Here is a 17,892-nt window from a genome sequence, read left to right as displayed (position 1 = left end):
AACGCCATGGCACAGGGCACGGTCCAGGTGACGCACACCGGCACATCGAGGTGGCGGCGCCGCACGGGTGAGTACGCATCGCTCGCCGCCGCCCTGGAGGCCGCCGCGGACGGCGACGTCCTGACGGTCGCGCCCGGCACCTACCGGGAGAACCTCGTCCTCCAGCGCGCGGTGACGCTGCGCGGTCCGGAGGGCTCGCCCGGCTCGGTGCGCATCGCGCCCGCGGACGGCGTGCCGCTGACCGTGCGGGCCTCGGCGGTCGTACAGGACCTGCACGTCGAGGGCCAGGACGCGGCCGCCCCCGCGCTGCTCGTCGAGGAGGGCGCACCCGAGCTGCTGGACCTGCGGATCGTCACCCGCTCCGCGGCCGGGATAGAGGTGCGTGGCGGCGCGCGGCCGACCGTGCGGCGCTGCACCGTCGACAACCCGGCCGGCATCGGCATCGCCGTGCTCGACGGCGGCGGTGGCGTGTTCGAGGAGTGCGAGGTCGTCGCGGCCGGCCAGGCGGGCGTGGCGGTGCGCGGCGGCGGCCACCCGCGGCTCGAGCGGTGCCGCGTCCACCACGCCTCGGGCACCGGCATGACGGCGACCGGCGAGAACTCCGCGCTGGAGGCCGTGGGATGCGAGATCTACGAGGTGCGCGGCTCCGGTGTGCAGGTCACCGCACGGGCCACGGCGCACCTCACCGACTGCGACGTGCACCGCACCACCGCCGACGGGGTCACGCTCGACACCGACGCGGTGCTCACCCTCGCCGACTGCCGCATCCACGACATCCCGGAGAATGCGGTCGACCTGCGCTCGCGCTCGGTGCTGACGCTGACCCGCACCACCGTGCGCCAGTTCGGCCGCAACGGCCTGTCGGTGTGGGACCCGGGCACCCGCGTGGACGCCAACCAGTGCGAGATCTTCGACAGCACCGGCGACTACCCGGCGGTGTGGGTGAGCGACGGCGCCACCGCCGTCCTGGACTCGTGCCGGGTGCACGACGTACCGGACGCGCTGTTCGTGCTGGACCGCGGCTCCCGCGCCGACGTCGTCGACAGCGACCTCTCCCAGGTGCGCAACACGGCGGTGTCGGTGAGCGACGGGGCCACCGCGCAGCTGGACGACTGCCGGATCCGGGACGCGGCCACCGGAGCCTGGTTCCGCGACCACGGCAGCGGCGGCACCCTCAACAACTGCACGGTGGACGGCACCCAGACGGGCGTGATCGTCACCAAGGGCGCCGACCCCACGATCGAACGCTGCACCGTGGACTCCCCCGCCGAGGCGGGCTTCTACGTGTCGGCGGGCGGTCGCGGCACCTTCCAGAACTGCCGGGTCACCGGCAGCGGCGGCTACGGCTTCCACGTCATCGACGGCTGCCGCACGACGCTGCGCAAGTGCCGTACGGAGCGGTGCGCGCGCGGCGGCTACGAGTTCGCCGACGCGGGCCCGGACACGGGCTCCGGCACCGGCCCGGTGGTGGAGGACTGCACCAGCGACGAGAGCGGCAGCCTGCGGCCGTCCGCCGTGCCCGAGCCGGTGGTGCAGACCGCCCACCAGTCGCCCGGTCTGCTGGGCGCCATCCCCGGCCAGCGCAGCGCCGAACAGGAGCCGCTCCTCGCTCCCGCCGAACCCCAGGAGCCGGCCCGCACCTCCGAGGCCGTGCTCGGTGAACTCGACGCGCTGGTCGGCCTGGAGAGCGTCAAGCGCGAGGTCCGTGCGCTGACCGACATGATCGAGGTCGGCCGGCGCCGCCAACAGGCCGGTCTCAAGGCCGCGTCGGTCAAACGGCACCTGGTCTTCACGGGCTCTCCCGGCACCGGCAAGACGACGGTCGCCCGGCTCTACGGTGAGATCCTCGCCTCCCTCGGCGTGCTGGAGAAGGGCCACCTGGTCGAGGTGTCCCGGGTCGACCTGGTCGGTGAGCACATCGGCTCCACGGCGATCCGCACCCAGGAGGCGTTCCAACGGGCGCACGGCGGTGTGCTGTTCATCGACGAGGCGTACGCGCTGTCGCCCGAGGACGCCGGCCGGGACTTCGGCAAGGAGGCCATCGACACCCTGGTCAAGCTGATGGAGGACCACCGGGACGCGGTCGTGGTGATCGTCGCGGGCTACACGGCGGAGATGGAGCGCTTCCTCTCGGTCAACCCCGGTGTGGCGTCCCGGTTCTCCCGGACCATCACCTTCAGCGACTACGGCCCCGACGAACTGCTGCGGATCGTGGAACAGCAGGCCGACGAGCACGAGTACCGGCTGGCACCGGGTGCCTTCGAGGCGCTGCGGACGTACTTCACGGCGCTCCCCAAGGGCGCCGCGTTCGGCAACGGCCGTACCGCGCGCCAGACGTTCGAGGCGATGGTGGAGCGGCACGCGAGCCGGGTCGCCCAGCTCGCCGACCCGAGCACCGACGACCTCACCCTGCTGTACGCGGAAGACCTTCCGGAACTCGCCTGATCAGAGCGCCGGTCGCGGCCGCTGTCCGGGCAGCTCCGGCCGCAGCCGGGCCAGCAGCCGCTCCCGTTCCTCGGCGAAGACCGGGTCCGCCTGGTAGTCGGAGTGGCCGAGGATCGGAGCGGGCAGCGGATGGCCGGGGCTGCGTCCGTAGGCCAGGGGGTCCTTGAGCGGGGGGTGGTCGACCGCGGGGCCGTCGCCGCCTGCGATCCGCACCGGGCCGCCGATGGGGTCGGTACGGCGGTAGAGGTTGCGCCAGCAGGCCACGTCGCGGTGCAGGGAGGCGAGTTCGGCGGGCCCGAAGTGGGCCGGGAACCAGCGGCCGTACAGGCGCTCCAGCGGTGAGCCGTAGGTGAGCAGGGCGACCCGGCGGCGGACCGACGGGGTCAGCTGCCAGGCCGCCGCGGCCGCGAGGACACTGCCCTGGGAGTGGCCGGAGAGGACCAGCCGTCCGCCGGTGCGGCGGATCCAGGTGTCCATGCGCCAGGTCAGGTCGGGCACCGCGCGCTCGGCGTAGCAGGGCGGGGCGAAGGGATGGGCGGCGCGCGGCCAGAACGTGCCGACGTCCCAGAGGATGCCGATGGTCCGCCGGGCGGAGGCGTCCTTGTAGGCGCGCCTGCCCCAGGTGACGAACAGTATGAAGCCGAGCCCGACCAGCCAGGAGCCGAGCGCCTGGGAGGCCTGGGCGGCGCCGTGCACCAGGGCGACGGTCCGGTCGGCGGCCGCGTCCGGGGTCTGCCCGGTGGCGAACGCGCCGGCCAGCGCCCCGGCCCCCAGCACCAGCGTGGCGGCGCACAGGACGGTGACGACGAACGGCGCCCGGTCGGTGAGAGCCGCCATGGCCCGGACCCGGGCGATGCGGCGGGTGCGGGCCGTGTCCTGCGGCTCGCCGGCGTGGTCGAGGGCCACGCTCGCGCGTTCGGCGCGGCCGAGCCGCGAGGTACGCCGGGCGAGCCAGGCGGCCGCGGCGAGCAGCACCGCGAGGACGGGCGGGATCACCGACGCCTGCCAGGTCAGCAGTACCGGTGGTCCGGCGATGGAGGAGCCGGTGCCGTCCAGCCAGTCGGAGACCCGCTGGGCGACCCCGCCCGACATCACCCCGCCCAGCGCGCAGGCGAGCAGCGCGACCGCGGGGCCGCCGAGGCCGCGCATCGCGGCCCGTGGATCGGACAGCCTCCGGTGCAGGTCGTGGGCGACGGCCCCGAGGGCGATCACCAGCACGCCCTGGGCCAGGACCAGGCTGCCGAAGGCCGGATCGCCGGCGAGCCGTCCCACCGAGCGCCAGCCCGGCCGGGACCAGCCGGCGTAGAGGGCGACGAGGACCAGCAGGGCGAGCGCGCCGAGCGGCAGGCGCCGTACCAGGTGCCGGTCGAGTTCCTGGTCGAGGAGGTGCTCGCTGCGGCCGCGGCGGCAGACGACCCACACCGCGGCGACCGCGAGGACCGCCAGGGCGCAGGTCAGCAGCCGTCCGGCCGCGTCGAGCAGGGCCGGTCCGCCGGGCCGGCGGTCGAAGGCGGCCGCGGGCGCGAGGACCGCGGCGGCCACGACGAGCAGGCCCGCGGCGGTGTGGGCGGCGCGCAGCCGGGCCACCAGGCGGCGTCCGTACCAGAAGCCGGGGCTGCCGAGGGAGGTGTGCCCGGGTTCCGCGTCGTGGGCGAGGGGCCGGGTGGACTCGTAGGCGCTCCAGGTGCGGTGCGAGAGGTACCAGAGCAGGCCGGTCAGCGCGGCGGGCACCAGGGCGGCCAGGCCGAGGCGTCGGCCGGGGGCGCTCCACCAGCCGCCGGTGGCGCCCGTGGGCGAGAGGAATCCGAGCCAGGTGTGCCGGCGGGCGCAGGCGGCGGTGCCCGCGCACTGCCAGGCGGCGAGGTCGAGGGCGACCTCGCAGGCGGCGGCCACCAGCAGCACCGTCATGGTGAGCCCGGCGAGCCGGACGAGCAGGCCGTACAGGCGGACGGTGCGCGGCCGGTCCTGGGCGGCGGGGCGCATCCAGTGGGCGAGGTTGACGACCATGAACGGCAGGAGCAGCAGCCACAGGGCGCGGGAGGCGTTGCCGGAGGTGAGGTTGCACCAGACGTACGCCTCGCGCACCGGGCGGCCGCGGTGGTCGCCGGGCCGGGACTCGGCGTCCGCGTCCCCGGCGCGCCGGAAGACGGCCGCCGTGTCGTCGCCGGTGATCCGCACGGTGCGCGGATCGCCGAGCATCTTCTCGGGCGTGCTGCCGCCGACACCGTGCACGAGCAGTTCGAGGTCGATCTCCGGTACGGCGGCGCCGGTGGCGGGCCGGTGGACGGCGTCCCGCTGTCGCGCGTGGTGGCCGGGCGGACCGCCCGGTGTCGGGACGGATCCGGTGTGCGGGGCTCCCGGCCGGTGCGCGGGTCCTTCGGTGTGCTCCTGCGCGCGTTCCACTGTTCTCGCACTTCCCCCGTGCCGCGCCGATGGTGTGTCTCCCTGCGGGTTTCAGGATCTCCGATTCCGGTGTGACGTACACCACTCGGCACCGAATCTCCCCGTTGCGGGTGTCACCTGAGGGAACACGCGGTGACCGGAAGACGGGTGCGGGCCGGCACAGGGAGTGGCGCAACCGGTGCGGTCCCGTGAAAGGATGGGGCGCCCACGCACCGCAGCCGAGCGGAATGTCCTGGTCGGAGCCGGTACGCAGGGCGTGTCGGACGGCTTTTGGCGAGAGGACCGGAGCGTACGTGAGCGAGAACCAGAACCTCCTCGCGGAGCAGCGCCGCGCCCTGATCCTGGACGAGGTCCGGCGCCGGGGCGGTGTCCGGGTCAACGAACTGACCCGCAAGCTCGGCGTGTCGGACATGACCGTACGCCGGGACCTGGACGCGCTGGCCCGGCAGGGCGTGCTGGAGAAGGTGCACGGCGGTGCGGTGCCGGTGGTCGAGGCGAGCACCCACGAACCCGGGTTCGAGGCCAAGTCGGGTCTGGAGCTGACCGCCAAGGAGGACATCGCCCGCGCCGCCGCCGAACTGGTCGTGCCGGGTACGGCGATCGCGCTGTCCGGGGGGACGACGACGTACGCGCTGGCCCATCAGCTCCTGGAGGTCCCGGACCTGACCGTGGTGACAAACTCGGTGCGGGTGGCGGACGTCTTCCACGCCGCCCAGCGCGTCACCGGGCAGCGGCAGGGCGCGGCCACCGTCGTGCTGACCGGCGGGGTCCGCACGCCGTCGGACTCGCTGGTGGGCCCGGTGGCCGACCAGGCGATCGGCGCGCTCCACTTCGACCTGCTGTTCCTCGGCGTGCACGGCATATCGACGGAGGCCGGGCTCTCCACGCCGAACCTCGCGGAGGCGGAGACCAACCGCCGCCTGGTGCAGTCGGCCCGCCGTGTCGTGGTGGTCGCGGACCACACCAAGTGGGGGACGGTGGGGCTGAGTTCGTTCGCCAAGCTGGAGCAGGTCGACACGCTGGTCACGGATGCCGGACTGCCCGCCGCGGCCCGCGCGGAGATCTCCGAGCACCTGCGGCGCCTGGTGGTGGCGGGCGAAACGGACTGAGGGTACAGACAGTTGACGGGCCGTCAGCTACCTTTTCGGGAGAGCGTCTCACGAGGAGGTCGGCCCGGTGGCTCACCAACTGCGCCCGGTGGGACTCGACTTCGTCGAGACCGCGCCCGTACGGCTCGTGTTCGGACGCGGGACGAAGGCCGCGCCCGAGACGGTCTTCCGGGCGCTCGCGGAGGACGTGGCCGGCTGGTCGCGGTGGATGACGGGGGTGCGGTCGGCCCGCCCCACGGAAGGCGGCCGCGAGGTGCGGCTCCAGGGCGGCGTCCGCCTCACGGAGACGGTGATCGCGTCGACGGCCCCCGAGGTGTACGCCTACCGCGTGGACACGGCGAACGTGCCGGGCGCGCGGGCCTGGCTGGAGGAGTGGCACCTCGTCCCGTACGGCACCGGCACCCGGGTCCGGATGACGTTCGCCCTGGACGGTACGGCGCCGTTCCGCGCGGTGTGCCGGCTGGCGGCACCGGGCATGGGCCGGGCGATCCGCGAGGGGATACGCACCCTGGACGCCGGGCTGTGAACCGCGCGCGCCGCACCGCCCCTTCGGAAACGCGGGGGACGGCCGCAGCGGCGACGGGCGCCCCGCTCCCCCGGCCCTATCGCGGCCAGACCCCCGTGGCCAGCAGGGACTCGATGGCCGCCGCGTAGGGGACGATGTCCAGACCCTGTTCCTCCAGCCAGGAGTCCGAGTAGTACTTGTCGAGGTACCGGTCGCCCGGATCGCACAGCAGCGTGACCACACTGCCCGTGCGGCCCGCCGCCACCATCTCGGACACGATCTTCAGCGCACTCCACAGGCCGGTCCCGGTCGAACCGCCCGCCTTGCGCCCGATCGCCCGCTCCAGCGCCCGTACCGCCGCCACGCTCGCCGCGTCCGGCACCTTCATCATCCGGTCGATGGCCCCGGGCACGAAGCTCGGTTCCATCCGCGGCCGGCCGATGCCCTCGATCCGCGAACCGCAGTCGCGGGTGACGTCCGGGTCACCGGTGGTCCAGCCCTCGAAGAAACAGGAGTTCTCGGGGTCGGCGACACAGACGCGGGTGTCGCGCAGGGTGTAGTGGACGTAGCGCGCGAGGGTCGCGGACGTACCGCCGGTGCCCGCCGTGGCGACGATCCACGCCGGCTCCGGGAACCGTTCCAGTTCCAGCTGGCGGAAGATGGACTCGGCGATGTTGTTGTTGCCGCGCCAGTCCGTGGCCCGCTCGGCGTAGGTGAACTGGTCCATGTAGTGGCCGCCGGTCTCCACCGCCAGGCGCGCGGACTCCTCGTACACCTTCCGGGGGTCGTCCACGAAGTGGCACCGCCCGCCGTGGAACTCGATGAGCCGGCACTTCTCGGAGCTGGTCGTGCGCGGCATGACGGCGACGAAGGGAACGCCGATCAGCTTCGCGAAGTAGGCCTCGGAGACGGCCGTCGAGCCGCTGGACGCCTCGATCACGGGCCGGTCCGGCCGGATCCAGCCGTTGCACAGACCGTAGAGGAAGAGCGAGCGGGCCAGCCGGTGCTTGAGGCTTCCTGTGGGATGGGTCGACTCGTCCTTGAGGTAGAGGTCGATGCCCCAGGCCTCTGGCAGCGGGAAACGCAGCAGGTGGGTGTCCGCCGAGCGGTTCGCGTCCGCCTGGACTTTCCGGACCGCCTCTTTGAGCCAGTCGCGGTACTCGCTGTCGCTGCGGTCGACGTCGAGGGTGGCGCCGGTGCGGATCTGCGGGGTGGTGCTCACGGCGGACTCCTTAGGCTGAGCGCCGACGGCCTCCGAACGCGGCCGGCGCACCGATCATAAGCACCTTTCGCAGCGCTTCTCACCTGCATAAACGCATCTTTGAGCGCCTCAAAGGCCTCCTGCGCAACAGTGGCTCGATCCCGCCGGGGGCGCATTGCCGCGAGTGCTCCGAGCGCCCCCCGCCCGGCGCCCCGTGCGTACTGGTGCTCCTCGTCGCGGGCGGGCAGACTGCCACCGGACGGGACGAACGTCCCGAACGGGGGCGCACACTGGATCACCACACGTGCCGGAGTGCGCCGGTCGGGGCCACGAGCCCGCGGGCCGGTGGCCGAGGCAGTCGAAAAGGGGCGGGGCAGGATGGCGGAGCCGGAGTTCACGGCGAAGGGCGTGCGGATCGACAAGCGGCTGCGTTCGCTCACCCGGGCCGGGCAGGTCCGGATAAGCGAGGGCAGGCTGCAGTTGCTGACCAGCTACGGCAGCGAGATCGACAGCGCGCCCGTGCAGGCGGTACGGGCCTCCAAGCCGTGGTTCGCGTCGGAGGACCGGGCCCTGGCGGACCTCAACGGCCAGCGGTACTCGCTCACTCTGGGTGAGCACGATCCGGCACCGGGCGAGCCCGGCCCGCCCGCGGCGCGCCGCTTCATCGAGGCGGTACGGCGGGCCGCCGGGCGCGACCACTGATCACGGCGAGTTGCGGGACCGTGCGCGCTGGGTCACGCTTGTCTCACGTCACTCTGGGTTTACCGGCGATAACGCTGCGAACCAGCCCGCCGGCCACGACAGCAGGCGGCCCCATGGACGGCGGCACCCTGCTGGATCCGTTCTCCGTGTTCTTCCGGACCTCACGTCGGGGAGTCGCAGTCGTGATCGAACACCCAAGCAGACACTGCTCGGTGGAGCTCCAGGCCCTTCCCTCGCGGATCGGCCAAGTCCGCAGAATCGTATCTGCGCAGTTGCGCTACTGGCGCCTTGATCCGTTGATCGACCGGGCCGCGCTCGGTGTGACGGAGTTGCTGACCAACGTCCACCGTCACGCCCAGCCCGACAAGAACTGCACCGTGGAGATCGAGCTTCAGCTCGACCGGCTCACGGTGTCCGTCCGCGACCATGATCCGCGGCTCCCGGTGGCCGAGGACGGGACCGACGTCGCGCCCATGGCCACCTGCGGACGGGGCCTGGCGATGGTGGCCGCGGTCAGCGAGAGCTGGGGAGTGCGGCCGCACGACGACGGCAAGGTCGTGTGGTTCACCCTGCCCGCGCCGGACGCCGCGGCGCAGCCGGCCCGCCCGCACCGCCTGACGCCCGAACCGACACCCCAGCGTGTCGTGGCGGCGGGAGCCGGAGCACCGACGGGCGGACACGCGACGGCCGCCGCCGCGCAGGTCGGTGCCGGTGCCCCGGCCGCCGCGCAGCTGGCCGGCGGCGGCGCCGTGCCCGCGACCGCGGGTCCCCCGGCCGCCGTACCGGCGACCTCCGGTGCACCTGACACCGCACATGCTCCCGCCCGCTCGGCTGTCGCCAGTTGAGCGGGCGGTGAGACACCCTCCCGGACGCCGCCGCACGCCGGCCGGGCACCCGGGGCGAGGACGCCCGGCCGCGCCGGCACCGCCCCGCGTCCGCGCGGCGCAATGGGCGGGTCCCGCACCACCACCGCCGTCGCGGTCAGGCCGCGCCACCCGTGCCGATGCGGCCGAAGTGCTCCTCCAGGACCGACAGACGCCGCCAGTACTCGTCCTCGTCGATCTCGCCCGAGGCGAACCGGCGGCCGAGGACGGCGAGCGGTGAGTCGCCGGCCGGGCGGCGGGCGTCCGCCGGGCGCCACGGGCCGCCGCGCCCGCGCCACGCCGTGCGGCGCAGGACGGTGACGGCGCCGATCACCACGGCCGCCCAGATCAGCGGGAAGAACAGGATCCACGGGCCGGGCCCGCCGTCCCCGATCGCGAGGGTCTCCATCTCGGCTCAACTCCTTTGCCAGAACGTCTCGGTGTGCCATGTCGAGACTGGCTCCCCCGAGGGGTCCGGGTCGTCGTGCGCCCGGCGGCGGTCGCCGTACCTCCAGGGGAGTACACAGCGCCAACCGGACTGCTTCCACCGGCCGACCGCCCTGTACCTACTGGTATGTACACTGTCTTCATGAGCACCTCGGAACGTCTGATCGAGTCCACCCGCGAGCTGCTCTGGGAGCGCGGTTACGTCGGCACGAGCCCGAAGGCGATCCTGGAACGCGCCGGGGCGGGACAGGGCAGCATGTACCACCACTTCACGGGCAAGCAGGACCTGGCCCTGGCCGCGATCCGGCGTACCGCGGGCGAGTTGCTGACCGGCGCGGAGGCGGTGCTCACCGGCCCGGGAACACCGTACGAGCGGATCGAGGCGTACCTGCGGCGCGAGCGCGACGTGCTGCGCGGCTGCCCGGTCGGCCGGCTGACCATGGACCCGGACGTCGTCGCGAGCGACGCGCTGCGGGCGCCCGTCGACGAGACCCTCGACCGGATCCGCAAGTTGATCGCCGGGATCGTCGAGGAGGGCAAGGAACAGGGGCAGTTCGGGCCGTGGGTGGACGGTGAGGAGATCGCCGCGACGGTCCTGGCGACCGTGCAGGGAGGGTACGTCCTCGCCCGCGCCTGCGGCTCACCCGCCGCGTTCGACGCGGGTGTGCGCGGACTGCTGTCGCTGCTGAGGAGCTGACGTACCCCGGCGCCCGCCCCGCCGCCACCACTGCCCGAGCGCCCTGGCGCCCGAGAGAGAGGCTTCCGCCGTGCACGCCCTCCAGTACGAAGTGACCCTGCCCGCGGACTACGACATGGGGATCGTCCGGGACCGGGTGGCCCGGGTCGGGCATCTGCTCGACGACTGGGACGGGCTCGGGTTCAAGACGTACCTGGTGCGCGAGCGCGGCACGCACGGATCGCCGGTCAACCAGTACGCGCCCTTCTACCTGTGGAACACCATGGAGGGTATGAACCGCTTCCTGTGGGGCGGCGCCTTCCAGGGGCTGGTGAACGACTTCGGGCGGCCCGAGGCCCGGCAGTGGTCGGGGCTGGCCTTCGAGGAGGGCCGGGCGGCGGGCGCGCGTGCGGAGTTCGCGGTCCGGCGCCGGGACCCGGTACCGGAGGGGGCCGAGCTGTCCGGCCTGATGGCGGACGCGGTGCGCGAGACGCGGCAAGTCGCCGCCGGGGACGGCGTGGTGCTGGCCGCGGCGGCCGTGGACACCGCCCGCTGGGAGCTGGTCCACTTCTCGCTGCGGGCGCACGCCGCCCCGAAGGACGAGGGGGACGTCTTCGAGGTCCTGCACCTGTCGGCGCCGGGCCGGGACCGGCTGCGACGCGGGCGGCAGTGGTGAGCGCCGTCCGTACGGACCTCGGCGACCTGTACACCCGCGGAGTTCGGCGTGTGCGACGCGCACGACCACCTCTTCCTGCGCAGTCCCCGGCTACCGGCCAGGAGCCGGACGACGCGCGGGCGGGGGCGCGCGGGCGGGGCGAGCGTCGTGCACCTGGAGATGGGTACCGCCGCGCTGGACGTGCTGGACCTGCTGTGCGGCGGGTCGGGCGTCCCCGGCGGCCGGGTGATCCTCGGTCATCTCAACCGGTCCTCTGACCTTGTCGTGCAGCGGCAGGCCGCCGGCTGCCGGCCGGCCTTCGACGGGCCGTCCCGCGCGAACCACGCCACCGACTGATGGATGCCCGAGGCCGTCAGCGCAACGCGCCCAGCGGGTCGTCAAGGACCGGCTGCCACGCCAACTCGGCGGCGCCCACCAGGCTGTTGTGGCTCAGCGTGCACGGCAGGATCGGTACGCCCCCGCTCTGGCCCCACAGGCTGCGGTCGGCGACGACGGCGCGCAGCCGCTCGGGGTCGGCGTCCAGCAGGGTGCGGTGCAGGCCGCCGAGGATGATGCGGTCCGGGTTCAGGATGTTGACCAACCCGGCCAGGCCGAGGCCCAGACGGTCGATCAGGGCCTCGGCGGCCCGGCGCACGGTCGGGTCGCCGTAGTGGTCGCGGACCAGGTCCTCGGCCTGCCGGAGCAGCGACACCTCCGGGCCGGGATCGCGGCCCGCCTCGATGAGCAGCGCCAGCGGGTCGGCCTCGACGTCCAGGCAGCCCCGGCTGCCGCAGTGACACGGCCGGCCCTCGGGGTTGACGGTGAGGTGGCCGACCTCCAGGGCCAGTCCGGAACTTCCCGTGTGCAGACGGCCGTCGAGGACGAGCGCGCCGCCGACACCACGGTGCCCGGTGGCGACGCACAGCAGGTCGCGGGCGCCCCGGCCCGCGCCGTGCCGGTGTTCGGCGAGCGCGGCCAGGTTCACGTCGTTGCCGGCGAAGGCCGGGCCGGTGATTCCGGCCGCGCGCACGCACTCCGCGAAGATCCGCCGCACCGGCGCGCCCACGGGCCAGGCCAGATGCAGGGGGTTGAGGGCGAGACCCTCCGGTTCCGCGACCGCGGACGGCACGGCGAGACCGGCGCCGACACAGCGCAGGCCGGTGGCCCGGAGCAGGCCGGCGCCGGCCTCCACCACCGAGCCGAGCACCTTGGCCGGGTCGGCGTCGACGGGCTCGCAGCCGGGTGCGGTGGCGACGATCCGGCCGCCGAGCCCGACCAGCGCGGCGCGGAAGCCGTCGGCGTGGACCTGCGCGGCGAGCGCGACGGGGCCGTGCTCGGCGACCTCCAGGCGGTGCGAGGGGCGGCCCTGCGAGCCGGCCGCCGCGCCGGGATGGGCGTCGACCCTGATCAGGCCGAGCGCCTCCAGTTCGGCGGCGACGGCGCCCGCGGTGGCCCGGGTGACGCCGAGTTCGGCGGTGAGCACGGCGCGGGTGGGGGCGCGGCCGGTGTGCACGAGTTCCAGCGCGGGGCCCAGTGCACCGCGCCCTCGGTCCAGTCTCGTCCTCGAGTTCCCTTGCCCCGTCGGGCCGGGGGCCGCCTTGCCGCTCATGAAGGGGAGTCTGCCATGATCCTTAGTCAGCGACGCCGCCGGTCCGTCGTGGCTGGTCGCGCCCCCGCGGCGGCGCCCGCACACCCGTCCCGGCGCCCCTCCTCCGACCGAGCGCCCGGGCCGGGCGAGGTCACCATCCGCTGACTCTCAGCGTGATGTTCAGGCGGCCGGTCAGCCCCAGTTCCGCCGGTCCCGTCCCCGGCCGTACCCGCGGCACCCCGTGGTAGGCGAGCCTGCCGGCGCCCCCGAACACGAACAGGTCGCCCGAGCGCAGCTCCACGTCCGTGTAGGGCTTCGTCCTGGTCTCGGTGTTCCCGAAGCGGAACACGCAGGTGTCGCCGAGGCTCAGTGACACCACCGGTGCGTCCGAGCGCTCGTCGGCGTCGCGGTGCATGCCCATCCGGGCGTCGGCGTCGTAGAAGTTGATCAGCGCGATGTCGTACGACAATCCGCTCGCGGCCTCCGGGCCGAGCGTGTCGGCCACCGCGCGCCGGCCGAGTTCGCCGAGCCACGCCGGGAACGGCTTGACAGGGCTCTGGTCGCCGTCGACGACGGTGCGGGCGTACGCGTACGGGTACCAGTGCCAGCCCAGGCAGACCTGCCGGGCGGTCATGGTGCCGCCGTGCGGTGTACGGACCGTGCGCAGTCCGGCGGGCGGCCGGGCCCACCGACGGCAGGCGTCCAGCAGCTCGCGCTGGCGCGGCGCGCTCAGCCAGCCGGGGACGTGCACGGCGCCCGGCGCGACCTGGGCGCACGCCCTCGGGAACAGTTCGTCCTCCATGCCCCCATCCTGCCCGACCGGGCCTGAGCTGGGGCTCCGCTAGCCTGGACGCACGATGAGCGACCGTATGACGACTGCGTGGGGCGAGTACGAGCTGTCCCGTTTCCCCGAGGATCCGGGCGACCGGCTGCGTGCCTGGGACGCCTCCGACGCGTACCTGCTGAGGTACCTGGCCGCGGAGGGGACCGGGCTCTCGGGCTCGGTGGTGGTCCTCGGTGACCGCTGGGGAGCGCTGGTCACGGCGCTGGCCGGGCACCGGCCGACGCAGATCACCGACTCGTACCTGAGCCAGGAGGCGACCCGGGCGAACCTGGCGCGGGCGGGCGTCGAGCCGGGTGCGGTGCGGCTGCTCACCACGCAGGATCCACCGCCGGAGCGGGTGGACGTGCTGCTGGTGCGGGTGCCGAAGAGCCTGGCGCTGCTGGAGGACCAGTTGCTCAGGCTGGCGCCCGCCGTGCACGCGGACACGGTGGTGATCGGCACCGGCATGGTGAAGGAGATCCACACCTCGACACTGCGGCTGTTCGAGCGGATCCTCGGCCCGACCCGCACCTCCCTGGCCGAGCAGAAGGCCCGGCTGATCCACTGCTCCCCGGACCCGTCGCTGCGGCGGCCGGTCAACCCGTGGCCGTACAGCTACGAACTGCCGGACGGGATCGGCGCGGTCTCCGGGCACACGGTCGTCAACCACGCGGGGGTCTTCTGCGCGGACCGGCTCGACATCGGCACCCGGTTCTTCCTGGATCATCTGCCGTCGGGCGGAAACCGGGTGGTGGACCTCGGGTGCGGCAACGGCGTGGTCGGTACGGCGGTGGCGCTGGCCGATCCCACGGCCGAGGTGCTGTTCGTGGACGAGTCGTTCCAGGCGGTGGCCTCGGCGGAGGCCACCTACAAGGCCAACGGAGTGCCCGGACATGCCGAGTTCCGGGTCGGGGACGGGCTGGCCGGGGTCGCGGCCGGCAGCGTGGACGTGGTGCTGAACAACCCGCCGTTCCACTCCCACCAGGCGACCACCGACGCGACGGCGTGGCGGATGTTCACCGGGGCGGCGCGGGCGCTGCGGCCGGGCGGCGAGCTGTGGGTGGTGGGCAACCGGCACCTCGGCTACCACGTGAAGCTGCGCAGGCTGTTCGGCAACAGCCTGCTGGTGGCGAGCGACCCGAAGTTCGTGGTCCTCAAGGCGGTCAAGCGCGGGTAGTCCCGCGGACGCCGGTGATCCGCACGGCCGCCCGGGTGGCCGTGCGCCGTCCTCGTCGCCACCGGCTCCGACCCCTTGCGCGCGCTGATTGTTCCTGCGCGGTGGCGCCGGTCTTCGAGCATGACCGAGCAGTCGGGCGGTGGCGGGGTGGGTTAGGGTCGCCGGAAGGCCGAGGAACGGAGGGGGCGGATGTCGCGCGACGCCCGCTGGAAGGCACTGCTTGAACTGCTCGTCGAGCGCGGCCGCCTGGACGTCGAGGACGCGGCGGCGGAGCTGGCGGTCTCCGCGGCGACGATCCGCCGGGACCTCGACCAGCTCGCCGAGCAGCAGATGCTGGTGCGCACCCGGGGCGGAGCGGTGATGCACGGGGTGTCCTACGAACTGCCGTTGCGCTACAAGACCGCCCGGCGGGCCACGGAGAAGGAGCGGATCGCGCGGGCGGTGGCCGAACTCGTCGCGCCGGGCGAGGCGGTGGGGCTGACCGGCGGGACGACCACCACGGAGGTGGCCCGCGCCCTGGCCGTGCGCACCGACCTCGCCACCGGTTCACCCGCGCTGACCGTCGTCACGAACGCGCTGAACATCGCCAACGAGCTGGCCGTCCGGCCCCAGTTCAAGATCGTGGTGACGGGCGGGGTGGCCCGCCCGCAGTCGTACGAGCTCGTCGGGCCGCTCGCCGACGGCGTGCTCGGTCAGATCACCCTGGACGTGGCGGTGCTCGGAGTGGTCGCCTTCGACGCAGGGCACGGCGCCGCGGCCCACGACGAGGCGGAGGCCGCGATCAACCGGCTGCTGTGCGAGCGTGCCGCCCGCGTGGTCGTCGCCGCCGACTCCAGCAAGCTGGGCGGGCGGGCGTTCGCCCGGATCTGCGCGGCGGAGCTGGTGGACACGCTCGTCACCGACGCGGCCGCGGAGCCGGAGGCGGTGCGCGCGTTCGAGGAGGCGGGGGTCCGGGTCATGACCGTGTGACCCGGACACCGCGGGCGCCCGCTCCCCCGGTCACATACCGCTGGTGTCCGCGCTGACGAAGCCCGCGCCCCGCTGGTCGTTGCAGCCGAACAGCGGCCGGTCGACGGGGTCGGGCCAGCTCTGGTGGGCCTGGAGGGCGACGCTCACCAGGGTCAGCAGCAGATCGACGTCGCTGGCGGCGTCGAGCCGGATGGTCACCCACTGGGAACCGGGGACGATGCGGATGGCGCCGGTGCTCTTGAGGTTCTTGGCGAAGTGCCGGATGGCGTGGGTGGTCAGACGCAGGTCCACGTCGCGCTCCGAGTGGAAGTGCGCGATCTCTCCGTGCGTCGAACTCACTGCCTGCCCCAGGCCGCAGCTCGGTACCGCCTGGGTCAGGTCGGGCCAGGTCGCCAGTTGCGCCAGAGCGCGCGAGGCCAACGTCATGGGGCCATCATGGACCGCTCACTCTCCGGTAACCAACCGGCGAGCAGTTATTAACCGAGCTGTTGCCGGACTTCGCGTGGACCCGGGCACCCGAGGTGAGTGAATTCCCGCAGGGTTTCCGCGGTTCGGGGGACGGAAGGTGCGTCTCGGACGTCTGGGACGGGAGTGGCGAACGTCACGTTCTACGCGCGTCTGACATGTCGAGTGGTTCCCCGCGGGGCCGCCGGACCAGGCCTCCCGCCGCGGGACGGGACGCCCGGCGCGATCCCGGTCCCGACCCAACTCCCCTCCGGTGGTGCGGAGATGAGCCCGTGCGGCGAAAGCTTCCAGGACACCTGCGCCAAGGGTGACGTGCACGCCGAGCCGTGCGCGGGAGTACGCGCCGACGGCCCGGCGCACCGGAGACGGGCCAACCGGCCTGGGGCGGACCGGAGTTCAGCACGTTCCCGGACAAGTCGCACAGGAACACACGGGCATGCGCGACGGACGGCGGTGCCCCGTGGAGGCAGGCGCGAGCCAGGATCGCGGGCCGGTCGACGGCGGCCCACCGCTGGTGCCGTCTCCGAGTCCGCCCGTCACCGTCCGCGCGTCCGTCCCGCGAGCCGGTCGAGCGGCAGGTCCGGCGACGGCGAGCACAGCCGGGTCTCCCGCTCTCCGACGGCCTTGCCCCGGCGCGGTACCCGGCCTAGCCTGAATTTGTGCCGCAAATAAACAAATCCCGAACGCACAACGACGTGCCGGGCACCGACGACCGTCTGCGCCGCCTCCGGATCACCCTCACCGCCTTCTTCGCCCTCGACGGCTTCGTCTTCGCGGGCTGGGTCGTCCGCATCCCCGCCATCAAGCAGCAGACCGGCGCCTCCGCCGGCACCCTCGGCCTGGCCCTCCTCGGCGTCTCCGCCGGGGCCGTCGTCACGATGATGCTCACCGGTCGCCTCTGCCGCCGCTACGGGAGCCATCCGGTCACCGTGGTGTGCAGCGTGCTGCTGTCGCTGAGCGTGGCCCTGCCGCCGCTGACCCACTCCGCACTCTCCCTGGGCCTGGTGCTGCTGCTCTTCGGTGCGGCCTACGGAGGGCTGAACGTGGCCTTCAACAGCGCGGCGGTGGACCTGATCGCCGCGCTGCGCCGCCCGATCATGCCGAGCTTCCACGCGGCCTTCAGCCTGGGCGGCATGACCGGCGCGGGCCTGGGCGGCCTGGTCGCCGGAAGTCTCTCGCCCACCCGGCACCTCCTCGGTCTCACCCTGATCGGCCTGCTGGTCACCGCCGTCGCGGGCCGTGCCCTGCTGCGCTGCGAGGTGCCGGTCCCGGCCGCCGAACAGCCTTCCGACACCGCGCCGCGCCGACTGGACACCCGCACGCGCCGCATGGTCGCCGTCTTCGGCCTGATCGCGCTGTGCACGGCGTACGGCGAGGGCGCGATGGCCGACTGGGGCGCGCTGCACCTGCGCCAGGACCTGGACGCCTCGCCGGGTGTCGCGGCAGCCGGTTACACGTGTTTCGCCCTGGCCATGACGGCGGGCCGGGCGAGCGGGACACGGCTGCTGGAACGGCTCGGCCGGTCCCGGACGGTGGTCTTCGGCGGTGGCACGGCGGCGATCGGCATGCTTCTCGGCTCACTCGCGCCCTCGGTGTGGGCGACACTGATCGGCTTCGCCGTCACGGGACTGGGCCTGGCCAACCTCTTCCCCGTGGCCGTGGACCGGGCGGGCGCCCTGGCGGGTCCGTCCGGCGTGGCCACGGCGTCCACGTTCGGCTACGGCGGGATGCTGCTTGGCCCGCCGGCGATCGGCTTCCTGGCGGAGTGGACGTCGCTGCCGACGGCCCTGACGAGTGTCGCGGTCCTGGCCGCCGTGGCCACCGTCATAGGCGTCACGACCGGGTGATGGGCCCAAGGCACGGC

General features: G+C 73.8%; 16 protein-coding genes and 1 pseudogene. 11 read left to right on the top strand and 6 right to left on the bottom strand.

Annotated features, from left to right (window positions below):
• Positions 1-6 precede the first annotated feature (6 nt).
• A complete protein-coding gene (locus ACIRQ9_RS16525) occupies positions 7-2,445 on the top strand; it encodes a right-handed parallel beta-helix repeat-containing protein (protein WP_404172845.1) in 2,439 nt (812 codons plus the stop codon).
• On the opposite strand, the gene ACIRQ9_RS16520 is transcribed toward ACIRQ9_RS16525, so the two are convergent.
• Complete coding sequence (locus ACIRQ9_RS16520; RefSeq protein ID WP_404172842.1) at positions 2,446-4,848, bottom strand: hypothetical protein; 2,403 nt, start codon at positions 4,846-4,848, stop codon at positions 2,446-2,448.
• Positions 4,849-5,141: 293 nt separating this feature from the next.
• Here ACIRQ9_RS16520 and ACIRQ9_RS16515 point away from each other — a divergent pair, with 293 nt between their 5' ends.
• A complete protein-coding gene (locus tag ACIRQ9_RS16515; protein WP_404172840.1) occupies positions 5,142-5,957 on the top strand; it encodes a DeoR/GlpR family DNA-binding transcription regulator in 816 nt (271 codons plus the stop codon).
• Positions 5,958-6,024: 67 nt separating this feature from the next.
• The gene (locus ACIRQ9_RS16510) at positions 6,025-6,483 is read left to right on the top strand and encodes an SRPBCC family protein (protein WP_404172837.1); all 459 of its coding nucleotides are present in this window, start codon (positions 6,025-6,027) and stop codon (positions 6,481-6,483) included.
• Positions 6,484-6,559: 76 nt separating this feature from the next.
• On the opposite strand, the gene ACIRQ9_RS16505 is transcribed toward ACIRQ9_RS16510, so the two are convergent.
• Positions 6,560-7,684 (bottom strand): PLP-dependent cysteine synthase family protein, encoded by a 1,125-nt coding sequence (locus ACIRQ9_RS16505; protein WP_404172834.1) that lies wholly within the window; start codon positions 7,682-7,684, stop codon positions 6,560-6,562.
• Positions 7,685-8,041: 357 nt separating this feature from the next.
• Here ACIRQ9_RS16505 and ACIRQ9_RS16500 point away from each other — a divergent pair, with 357 nt between their 5' ends.
• Entirely contained in the window at positions 8,042-8,365 is a 324-nt protein-coding gene (locus ACIRQ9_RS16500; RefSeq protein WP_351322601.1) for a hypothetical protein, read from the top strand.
• A gap of 182 nt (positions 8,366-8,547) precedes the next feature.
• Entirely contained in the window at positions 8,548-9,210 is a 663-nt protein-coding gene (locus ACIRQ9_RS16495) for an ATP-binding protein (RefSeq protein ID WP_404173203.1), read from the top strand.
• 136 nt (positions 9,211-9,346) lie between these two features.
• Here the strand turns inward: ACIRQ9_RS16495 and ACIRQ9_RS16490 are convergent, their stop codons facing one another.
• Positions 9,347-9,637: an SHOCT domain-containing protein gene (locus ACIRQ9_RS16490; protein WP_404172831.1), complete on the bottom strand. Its 291-nt coding sequence runs from the start codon at positions 9,635-9,637 to the stop codon at positions 9,347-9,349.
• A 165-nt stretch (positions 9,638-9,802) separates the two neighbouring features.
• On the opposite strand from ACIRQ9_RS16490, the gene ACIRQ9_RS16485 reads away from it, so the two are divergent.
• From ACIRQ9_RS16485 to ACIRQ9_RS16475, 3 genes and pseudogenes are all read left to right on the top strand, one after another.
• The gene (locus tag ACIRQ9_RS16485; protein WP_404172828.1) at positions 9,803-10,372 is read left to right on the top strand and encodes a TetR/AcrR family transcriptional regulator; all 570 of its coding nucleotides are present in this window, start codon (positions 9,803-9,805) and stop codon (positions 10,370-10,372) included.
• Between the two features lie 70 nt (positions 10,373-10,442).
• On the top strand, positions 10,443-11,027 hold the full coding sequence (locus ACIRQ9_RS16480; protein WP_404172825.1) for a DUF4865 family protein: 585 nt from the start codon (positions 10,443-10,445) through the stop codon (positions 11,025-11,027).
• Positions 11,028-11,159: 132 nt separating this feature from the next.
• A pseudogene (locus ACIRQ9_RS16475) lies at positions 11,160-11,360 on the top strand (phosphotriesterase); the annotation flags it as partial.
• Between the two features lie 19 nt (positions 11,361-11,379).
• Here ACIRQ9_RS16475 and ACIRQ9_RS16470 read toward each other — a convergent pair.
• Together ACIRQ9_RS16470 and ACIRQ9_RS16465 are read right to left on the bottom strand one after the other, a co-directional pair.
• Positions 11,380-12,615, bottom strand: a complete 1,236-nt coding sequence (locus tag ACIRQ9_RS16470; RefSeq protein WP_404172823.1) for an ROK family protein — start codon at positions 12,613-12,615, stop codon at positions 11,380-11,382.
• 130 nt (positions 12,616-12,745) lie between these two features.
• Positions 12,746-13,396, bottom strand: coding sequence for an alpha-ketoglutarate-dependent dioxygenase AlkB family protein (locus tag ACIRQ9_RS16465; protein WP_404172820.1), 651 nt, complete (start codon positions 13,394-13,396; stop codon positions 12,746-12,748).
• 67 nt (positions 13,397-13,463) lie between these two features.
• On the opposite strand from ACIRQ9_RS16465, the gene ACIRQ9_RS16460 reads away from it, so the two are divergent.
• A complete protein-coding gene (locus tag ACIRQ9_RS16460) occupies positions 13,464-14,594 on the top strand; it encodes a methyltransferase (RefSeq protein WP_404172817.1) in 1,131 nt (376 codons plus the stop codon).
• Positions 14,595-14,783: 189 nt separating this feature from the next.
• Positions 14,784-15,563, top strand: a complete 780-nt coding sequence (locus ACIRQ9_RS16455) for a DeoR/GlpR family DNA-binding transcription regulator (RefSeq protein ID WP_404172814.1) — start codon at positions 14,784-14,786, stop codon at positions 15,561-15,563.
• A gap of 30 nt (positions 15,564-15,593) precedes the next feature.
• Here the strand turns inward: ACIRQ9_RS16455 and ACIRQ9_RS16450 are convergent, their stop codons facing one another.
• Entirely contained in the window at positions 15,594-15,989 is a 396-nt protein-coding gene (locus tag ACIRQ9_RS16450) for a luciferase family protein (RefSeq protein WP_404172811.1), read from the bottom strand.
• Positions 15,990-16,723: 734 nt separating this feature from the next.
• Between ACIRQ9_RS16450 and ACIRQ9_RS16445 the strand changes: the two genes are divergently transcribed.
• Positions 16,724-17,875 carry an MFS transporter gene (locus ACIRQ9_RS16445; protein ID WP_404172808.1) on the top strand — a complete coding sequence of 384 codons (1,152 nt, stop codon included), beginning with the start codon at positions 16,724-16,726 and terminating at the stop codon, positions 17,873-17,875.
• Positions 17,876-17,892 lie beyond the last annotated feature (17 nt).

It is taken from the genome of Streptomyces sp. NPDC101237, from assembly GCF_044767465.1.
In the GTDB taxonomy this organism is placed as follows: Bacteria; Actinomycetota; Actinomycetes; order Streptomycetales; family Streptomycetaceae; genus Streptomyces; species Streptomyces gramineus.
The sequence above is the reverse complement of the archived record's forward strand: the minus strand, read 5'-3'. Positions and strand labels throughout refer to the sequence as shown.